Genomic DNA, 9915 nt, shown 5'->3' with positions numbered 1-9915 from the left:
GTTGCCGCCCGTTGCGATTACCAATTTATCACAGGTAACCGACTCGCTGTTAGCAAATGTTAGTGTAAAGTTTTTTTTCATGGTATCAGGGATGATCCGGGTGACAGTACAATTCGTCACTATCTGTATATTGTAATGATGGGCTTCCTCAAGCAGGCAGTGAATGATCGTTTCAGAAGTGTCTGTAACCGGGAACATGCGCCCATCTTCTTCTGTTTTCAATTTAACGCCCCGGTCTCCGAACCATTCAATTGTATGTTTCACAGAAAAGCGATCAAAGGCGCTGTGGAGTTCTTTTTCCCCGCGGGGATAATTTTTTACCAGATCGCGGTTGTCGAAACAATGATGAGTTACATTGCAACGCCCGCCTCCGGAAACACGTACTTTGCTCAATAGTTTGGATGACTTTTCCAGGATCGTTACTTTGGCTTCAGGATCAAGTCTTGCGCAATTCACAGCGCAAAAAAAACCGGCAGCACCGCCGCCTATAATCATAATCTCTTTTGTCATTGGGGAGAAGATATGACATTACTTTAAATGCGGTGACATATCTGAATTGGGTTAAAATTTAACACCCATAATAGCAATATCATCCACTTGCTCCCGGCTGCCGAGCCATTCATTCAGGGTGTCTTCGAGTTTCTTTTGCTGTGCATCAAGCGGTAAAGCTGTGTTTTCGGCGAGTAACTTCCGGAAAGGAGGATAGAAGAACTTTGTTCGTTTTGGTCCTCCAATTGCATCCGCATAACCATCGGTGAACAGGAAAACGTAATCACCCGGTTCAATATTAATCGTATGATTATTGAACTTAAATGATGCATCATGCATCATTGTTTTTCCAACGGGTTGTTTGTCGGCTTTATATTCTTTTAATTCTCCCTTGCGAACGTGGTACATCGCATTGTGGGCGCCGGCAAACTCAAGCACTTTGGTGATCGGGTTATAGGCGCATACTGCAATGTCCATGCCGTCTTTAACTTTCCGGCCATCCTGGTTCGGGTTGAGCATTTCATCAATTTGTTTGCTTAGCTCATCTAATATTAATGAAGGAGTAACGATGCCCATTTCCTTTACAACATTACTTAAAAGATTATTACCTATAATGGACATAAATGCGCCGGGTACACCATGTCCGGTACAATCGGCCATAGCGAAAATGATCTTACCATTTTTGTTATGTACCCAATAAAAGTCGCCGCTGACAACATCTTTTGGCCGGAAGAAGATGAATGAGTTGGGCAGGTTTTTATGTATAGTTTCCATCGGTACAAATACAGCTTCCTGTATCCGCTTGGCGTAATCAATACTATCCCTGATATTCTGGTTTTGGAGTTCAACAATTTCTTTTTCCTTACGGAGTTCTTCTGTACGTTCCAGTACTTTTTGTTCGAGGATCTGGTTTTGTTCTTTGAGTTTACGTTCGCGGTATTGGACAAAAACAATTATAACTGCTATAAGTACAACCCCGACAATGCTCCAGAACCACCACGTTCTCCAAAAGGGAGGTTTAATGGTAAATATAAAGGAAGCGGGTTCCTTATTCCATACGCCATCATTATTGGCCGATTTTACTTTGAATGTATATTTACCGGGGTTGAGCAGCGAATAGGTTACGTAATTTTGCTTTTGAGGCGGAGACCAATCCAGGTCATGTCCTTCAAGCATGTACTTATAAGTAACACGCTTCGGATTAGTTAAACTTGCTCCCACAAAATCAAACGTAAAGTGGTTCTGGTCATACCTAAAAACATGATCATCCTTTATCTCAATTTTGTTAAAGAACAATCGCGGGTAATCCAATACTAAAATAGGTTCAACCTGGTTATTCTTTTCGCTTTTGGATGTGTACTTAACAAGCCCGATAATGGAGCCAAACCAAAGGTTGCCATCAGTATCCTTAAACACCGCATTGGGGTTAATTTCAACTCCAAGGAATCCGTCCTGTTTCCCGTAATGTTTGAATAGTTCATCTTTAAGATTGAATTTGTCGATCCCCTGGTTGTTGCCTATCCAAAGATTATTAAGGTTATCGCATACAAGCATGAATGATTGATCGGATGTCATACCGTCTTTAGTGGTATAGTTTTTAAATGATTTACCATCGTACCTGTAAAGTCCTTTTTCAAAACTTCCGAACCACATATTGCCGCGATTGTCTTCGGTGATACAAAGTGTAAAAAAGTTATTATATCCTTCCTTCTCGGAAAATTTTTTAAATGATGTGCCATCATACATCGTTAATTCTCCGCCCAAACATCCGAACCAAAGGTTTTGTTTACTGTCTTTGTAGATTGTAAATATCTTATTACTTCCTAATCCTTCTTTGGTGGTGTAGCTCTCAAATTTTTCAGTATTTATGTTGAATTTGCCGGCTCCATTATTTGTTGCAAACCAGATGTTCCCATCCCTGTCATTACTGATACCATTCACTTCGTTGTTGCAAAGGCCATTGGATATTGTGTAATTCGTTGTATTGTTATTCGTCGGGTTAAAGCGGGATACACCTGTTGTGTAATTGGTGTACCAGATATTTCCTTTTGCGTCTTCTAAAAGCGATGTCGTGTTGGTGGTTGTACCGTTACCACCGGTGCGATTAATAAATGTGTTTTTTGACGAATGATCATTCTTGGTGAATTCAACCAGACCTCCTTCGGTACCGATCCAGTATTTCCCGTTTTTTGCCTGGATAACCGACCATACCAGGCTGTTTTTTATTTTTTCTCTTTCTCCGAATATTTCAAACTGTTCATCAAAATATTGGTTAAGATTAAGGTACGTCCCTATCCATATGTTTCTTTCCCGGTCCTGCAAAATACTCATCACTTTATCATTACTCAAGCCCTGGGCCGTTGAAATAGTCTGAAACAGGGGTCCCTGGTATTTATTGGCTTCAAGAGCCGGAAGGTATTTGCTCACACCGCCCCCAAAAGTGCCGATAAAAATATTCTTATCAACGTCTTCAATGATTGTTTTAACATGATTAAAAGAAAGTCCTCCGTCAGATGTAGTATATGTTTTTACTTCTTTGTTTGAAAGGTGAATACGCGTTATCCCTTTATCTTCCGTGCCAACCCAAAGGTTTCCTTTGCTGTCAGATAATACCGCGGTTATAAGGGAAGATGGAAGGTTATAGATAGTCTCAAACTTTTTTCCGTCTATAGTTTTAACAAGGCCATTGCCGGTAGCTATGTAAATTGCGCCATATACATCGACAGATAAATTATTTATTTTATTCGAGGGCAGGCCGGCTTTTTTATCTATGAGTTTGAAGGTGCCGGTTTCGGTGTCTGAAACCTTTTGCAATTCATCTGCCGTTGGAGTATAGCTGATCAATCCATGTTCACTTGTTGCGAACCAGAGTGTTCCATTGTTGTCAAGTACAATGCTGGTTATGGTCGATGATATAACAAAGTTGCCCGTATTAACAGGATGAAACTTCAAGCTGGCCGGACTGTATTTTGATATTCCTCCGTTCCAATGGCCAAACCAGATGTTGCCGGCCTTGTCCAAACAACTTGAGGTGACACGGTATTCGGCAAGACTGTCTTTTTTAGAAAAGTTTTCAAAACGCAGGCCATTGTATTTCGATACACCGGCCATAGTTCCAAACCAGATGTTCCCATTGTAGTCCTGCAACATGGTATATATGCTGGATTGAGGAAGGCCATCTTCTATACCAAACTGGTTAAGGTTAAGTGTTTGTGCCAGCGAAGTGATGCCGGTTACAAGGCTTAACACGATTAATAATTTTCTTAAGTTCATAGGCGCGATCTTAAATAGATTTTACTTCAGCGATTCCTTAGCGTTAACAATTGCTTTTGTGTCAATAATATCAAGTAATTTTGTCAATGGATTTTGAGTACTGTACTTGGTACTCAGGTTTGCCATGTGTTTTGCATACGCTTTTTTAAGCAGTTTCATCTGGTTCATTTTCGCGAGTTGTTCCTCGCGCATGGCCATCAATTGTTGTGTGACCTGGTTATTGCCGGCTGCAGCTCTCGTCTTAGGGTCCATCAGGTTATCAATTGCGACAAGGTTGTTTTCCATTTCTTTTATTAGTTTGTCAATTTCAACCATCCTGTCTTTGGGATATTTTTGACCGGAATTAATAGCTTCCGCTTCGGTATAGGCTTCTTTTGCTGTAGTATAATCTTTTTCATCAAAAGCTTTGTCTCCTTTCGAGATAGCATTTTTATATTTCTGGTCAACGTCATTCCGTTCTGCGAGGATCAGTTTGTCTATTTCAGCCAATTTGTCTTTAGGTAATTTTTCAGTTGGCTTTAATTTTAACGCATCGTTAAAAGATGTTTTGGCTTTATCGTAATGTTTTAATCCGAGCTCTTTTTCGGCGAGTGCAATGGTGGAATTGTATTTGTTATCCAGTTCTTTCATGACGGCTTTGAGTAATCCTTCAACTTTAGCCAGTTGTGCCTTAGGCATTTTTTGTTCTGGCTTAAGCGTAGAAGCTTCAGAGTAGGCATCCCGTGAGGTTTCATACTCTTTATTATCCAGCGCCTCTTTGCCTTTTTTCATGGCCTCATTATATTTTTTATCCAATTCTTTTTTGAAGTTGGGGTCTTTTGCAATTGCGGCATCGATCTTTGCCAGTTGATCTTTTGGATATTTTTCAGTTGGTTTTTGTTTCAGCGCGTTGGCGAATAACTCTTTTGCTTTCATGTAATTTTTTTCTTTGAAGGCTCTATCGCCATTAGAGACAAGGGTGGTGTAATCTGTAGACGTTTCACCTGCCCTGAGCTGCTTGTTGATCTCTTTGATCTGCTCTTTGGGATATTGCTCCGAAGGATTCAGGGCAAGGGCTGTATTATAAGCTTCTTTCGCACGTTCAAGTTCCTTATTCAGGAAAAGTTTATCGGCTGTAAAAACAGCGTCTTTATACATTTGTGAAATTTCAGCCAGCTTATCTTTAGGATATTTTTCAAACGAATTTAAAGCGGAAGCCTCAGCATAAGCTTCTTTTGCTTTGACATAATTTTTCTCCAGGAAAAATTTATCAGCCCTGTATATGACATCTTTGTATTTTTTTGAACTTTCTTTGAATGCTAGCTGGGCAATCTCATCGATCTTTTGCTTCGGATATTTTTCACCCGGCTTAAGTTTACTTGCATCCCGAAAGCCCTTTTTTGCCTGTTCGTATTGTTTCGCGTTGAAGTCCTTATCGGCCTGCGAAATAAGTTCAGCATACTTGATGTCAGCCGGATTACGGGATTTTAAGATAACGTCTATTTGTTTCAGTTTGTCGCGTGAATATTTATCATTAGGTTTCAGCGTTGATGCGATATAGTAAGCATCCTTAGCGGTCAGGTAATCTTTTGTGCCGAGAGCCCTGTCACCTGTTGCAACTGCGTCTTTATATTTTTTTTCTTTATCAGTTTCATCGCCGCTTCCTCCGCCTTTTAGTTTATTTAATAAAGCTTCTCTCTCTTTCGGTGTTAACTTTGCAAGTTCTTTTTTCAACGATTTCTGATAGTCGGGATCACTGCTGAAGTTGTTTTCGGTGGCAGAATACACAAGTTTGTCAAATGGCTTATCAAGCAGCTCTGCGCCAAGGTTGACAGATGTTATGCCATACATGTTAACAATGTGTTCAACATAATAATATAGTTTGCTTTTGCTTTCTTTGCCGGGTACGCTCGCGTCAAGCACAAATTTTTTTGTTACAAAATCTTTCCTGGTAAAAGTGAAAAAATAATCCTTGTACAATTCAAGTGTGAACTTAATGTTACCATTCTCCGGTGTATAGCGGGTTTGAAGGAGTTTATTGCTGGCTTTTTCGTAAACAGAAACAGAAACGCCGGGTATTGGAGTGGTTCCGCTTACATCATGATTACGCACTTTAAAGATGAGGTCCATCGTTTTTGTATCCTGTGAAAACGCATAGCCTTGCAATAGCAAAAATAAACTAATAAGGAAAGATGAACCTGTACCTTTTCTTGCGTTTTTCATACGTATTTTGAAGAAACCAAATTTATTAAATAAAACGTAAGTAACAACATAAAAATGCTGATAATGAGAGATTTGAATGGTGTTAATAATCTTTTGTTATTAACTAATTATCAACAAGAAGTATGCATTACGTGGCTTTTGGATAAATTGGTGGAATAAATGTCAGAAGTGTCAGAAGCTGGAAGGCTGAAGTCAGGAGAAACCAAGCTCCGGTCTTCCGATTTCTGTCTGCTGATCTTTTAATCTTCAATCAAATGCAATTCTCACACTTACACGTTCATACCCAATTCTCGCTGCTTGATGGGGCTGCTGATATAGGTTCATTGTATAAGAAAGCAGTGAACGACAATATGCGGGCCATTGCCATAACCGATCATGGCAATATGTTTGGCGTTTTTAAATTTGTTGCCGAAGCGGGTAAATACAACACTCCCGATAATCCGAATAAAATAAAACCGATTGTTGGCTGCGAATTCTATGTTGTCGAAACCCGTCACAAGCGCCAGTTTACAAAGGAGGATAAAGATATTCGTTACCATCAGTTGTTGCTCGCTAAAAATGCCGAAGGTTACAAGAACCTGATTAAGTTGTGTTCATTGGGTTACATGGAAGGTTTGTATGGTAAGTATCCCCGTATTGATAAAGAATTGATATTGCAATATCATACAGGATTGATCGCAACTACCTGCTGCCTTGGGGCTTCAGTTCCTAAGGTGATCTTAAGAAAGGGAGAAGCTGAAGGAGAAAAGGAGTTTAAGTGGTGGCTCGACCTGTTCGGGGAGGATTATTACATTGAACTGCAGCGCCACGATATTCCCGATCAGATAAAAGTGAATGAAGTATTACTGGGTTTCGCGAAAAAGTATCACGTGAAAATTATCGCTTCCAATGATTCGCATTATGTGGACCAGGCTGACTCCAACGCGCATGATATCCTGCTTTGTATCAATACAGGTGAAAAGCAGAGTACACCTACCATGAAGGATTTTGCCGAAGATGATGTAATGACAAAGGATAAGCGTTTCGCGTTTTACAACGACCAGTTTTATTTTAAAACAACCGCTGAAATGAGCACTTTGTTCAGCGATATTCCGGAAGCCATTGATAATACCAACGAGATAGTTGATAAGATAGAACCCCTGAAGCTCAAGCAGGATATATTGTTGCCGCATTTTAAAATTCCTAAAGGCTTCAGCTCGCAGGATGAATATTTAAAGCATATAACCTATGAGGGGGCTAAAAAACGTTATGGTGAATTATCTCCTGAGATAGAAGAACGGATCAATTTTGAATTGTTCACTGTTAAAACAATGGGCTTCGCGGGTTACTTCCTGATCGTATCGGATTTCATAAAAGCCGGCCGCGACCTTGGCGTTGTTGTTGGCCCCGGACGGGGTTCTGCCGCGGGTTCCGCCGTTGCTTATTGTATTGGTATTACAAATATGATATTGATACAGACTTTGATGATGAGGGCCGCCAGAAGGTGATCGATTATGTGGTTGAAAAATACGGCAAGAACCAGGTGGCGCAAATTGTTACCTATGGTACTATGGCCGCTAAAATGAGCATTAAGGATGTGGCCCGTGTACTCGACCTTCCTCTGCAGGATTCGAACATGCTGGCCAAGTTGGTGCCCGACAGGCCCGGAACTGAGCTGGATCGTATGCTAACGGCTCCGTTAAAAGGTGAGAAAAGTCTTGAAGAGGTAGAGCAATTAGGCGGAGAGGACCTGGAGAATGTGAAAAAGCTCCGTGAGATATACCAGGGAGATGACCTGCAATCAAGAGTTTTGAAGGAAGCATTGATATTGGAGGGTTCTGTACGCGGTACAGGTATTCATGCCGCAGGCATCATCATCGCTCCAAAGGATCTGACAGAGATCATTCCTGTGGCCACATCAAAGGAAACGAACCTGTTAATTACGCAGTACGATGGTAAAGTGATCGAAGATTCAGGTGTAATTAAAATGGACTTCCTTGGACTTAAAACACTCAGTATTGTCCGTGACGCGCTGAAGCTCATCAAACAAAATCATGGAATTGACATTGACATTGACACAATACCGCTTGAAGAAAAAAAAACATTTGAGCTTTACCAGCGCGGTGAAACAAACGCGACGTTCCAGTTCGAGTCAGGCGGAATGCAGAAGCATCTGAAAGATCTGAAGCCGGATAAATTCGAGGATCTCATCGCCATGAACGCGCTGTATCGTCCGGGTCCTATTGAATACATCCCGAATTTTATCGCCCGTAAACATGGGCGGGAAGCCATTACCTATGACCTTCCTGAAATGGAGGAATACCTCAAAGATACTTATGGTATCACTGTTTACCAGGAGCAGGTGATGCTGCTATCGCAAAAGCTGGCTGGCTTTTCCAAAGGCGACGCCGATGTATTGCGTAAAGCGATGGGTAAAAAGGACAGGGCGACCCTGGATAAAATGAAAAATAAATTTATCAATGGCGCGGCCCAAAAGGGTTTGCCTGCCGATAAACTGGAAAAGATCTGGACCGACTGGGAGGCATTTGCACAATATGCCTTCAATAAATCACATTCCACCTGTTATGCTTTTGTAGCTTACCAGACAGCTTATTTAAAAGCCCATTACCCGGGAGAATATATGGCCTCGGTACTTACACATAACTTGAATAATATTGATAAAGTAACATTCTTCATGGAAGAGTGTAAGCGTATGGGTGTTCCTGTGCTTGGCCCGGATGTAAATGAAAGTCAGTACCATTTTGCGGTAAATAAAAAAGGAGACATACGTTTTGGTTTGGGTGCGGTAAAAGGAGTAGGTGAGGGAGCTGTTGTGGCTATTGTTGATGAGCGTATGCTCAATGGTCCGTTTGCAAATATATTTGACTTAACGCGAAGAATAAATTTACGCGCCGCGAATAAAAAAGCGTTTGAAAGCCTTGCCTATGCTGGTGGATTTGATTCATTTCCGGGTGTGCACCGCGCGCAATATTTTCATTCGGAGAGCGGCGATGGAATTTCTTTTTTAGAAAAGGCCATCCGTTATGGAAATAATTTCCAGGAAGCGAAAAATTCATCCCAGCAAAGTTTATTTGGTGAAGCATCGGGAGTTGAAGAGCCCGAGCCTAAAGTGCCTCAATGTGAGGAGTGGGGTAGTCTTGAAAAGTTGAAGTACGAACGTGAAGTAGTGGGAATATATATTTCCGGTCACCCCTTGGATAGTTACCGTTTGGAGCTGAATAGCTTCTGTAACACAGCCATTGCCGATTTTCAGGATATGCCGAAGTTGAAAGGGAAAGAAATTGCTTTAGGCGGGATAATTACGGTTGCCAACCACCGTGTTTCGAAAGCGGGAAAGCCTTTTGCCAGTTTTATGATGGAAGATTATAACGGCTCGTTCGAGTTCATGTTGTTTGGCGAAGATTATGTAAAGTTTAAAGCCTTCCTTGTACAGGGCTTCTTTTTATACATACGCGGCAAAGTTCAGGATCGTTATATGCAGCCCGGCAACCTTGAGTTCAAGATCAACAGCATGCAATTACTTACCGAGCTGCGCGATAAAATGACAAAGAGTCTTACTATTAATATTCCCCTGGCCGACCTCACCGATGCCTTTATTGAAAAGCTGTTGGGTTTAGTGAACGATACTTCCGCCGCCGGCCCGCGTAATTGTACCCTGCGCTTCGCAGTTTACGATAAGGACGAGAATTTTTTTATTGAGATCCCCTCCAAAAAAATTAAAGTGAACGCAAGTAACGAACTGCTCTCTACGCTTGAAAAGATGCCGGGGGTGGGGTTTAAGTTGAATTGATTGCGAGTTGTTTAATACCGATTATACAAAATATATAGTCTAATAAATTGTCCCCCGAGTTTGACACTCGAATCGAGGTCGCAACCCTACAGCCCTTGTTAATGCTGCATTCTTGTTTGGATTTTAAAATTTTGTAGTGAACAAACATTAACAAAACGTTG

The 9915-nt window shown here is 41.2% G+C and carries 3 protein-coding genes and 1 pseudogene; 1 reads left to right on the top strand and 3 read right to left on the bottom strand.

What is annotated here, in order from left to right:
• The 3 genes from HYU69_17015 to HYU69_17005 all read right to left on the bottom strand — a co-directional run.
• Positions 1 to 510, bottom strand: a 510-nt coding sequence (locus HYU69_17015) for an aminoacetone oxidase family FAD-binding enzyme (GenBank protein ID MBI2272042.1), incomplete at its 3' end; no start/stop codon positions are given.
• A 51-nt stretch (positions 511 to 561) separates the two neighbouring features.
• Positions 562 to 3762: a SpoIIE family protein phosphatase gene (locus tag HYU69_17010; GenBank protein MBI2272041.1), complete on the bottom strand. Its 3201-nt coding sequence runs from the start codon at positions 3760 to 3762 to the stop codon at positions 562 to 564.
• Positions 3763 to 3783: 21 nt separating this feature from the next.
• Complete coding sequence (locus tag HYU69_17005; GenBank protein MBI2272040.1) at positions 3784 to 5964, bottom strand: hypothetical protein; 2181 nt, start codon at positions 5962 to 5964, stop codon at positions 3784 to 3786.
• Between the two features lie 254 nt (positions 5965 to 6218).
• Here HYU69_17005 and dnaE point away from each other — a divergent pair.
• Positions 6219 to 9754: pseudogene (gene dnaE / locus HYU69_17000) on the top strand (DNA polymerase III subunit alpha).
• Positions 9755 to 9915 lie beyond the last annotated feature (161 nt).

Source organism: Bacteroidota bacterium, assembly GCA_016183775.1.
Lineage (GTDB): Bacteria > Bacteroidota > Bacteroidia > JABDFU01 > JABDFU01 > JABDFU01.
The sequence above is the reverse complement of the archived record's forward strand: the minus strand, read 5'-3'. Positions and strand labels throughout refer to the sequence as shown.

Excerpts from the sequence above, each read along its gene's own strand:
- HYU69_17005 (MBI2272040.1), bottom strand. The coding sequence starts at position 5,964 with ATGAAAAACGCAAGAAAAGGTACAGGTTCATCTTTCCTTATTAGTTTA.
- HYU69_17010 (MBI2272041.1), bottom strand. The coding sequence starts at position 3,762 with ATGAACTTAAGAAAATTATTAATCGTGTTAAGCCTTGTAACCGGCATC.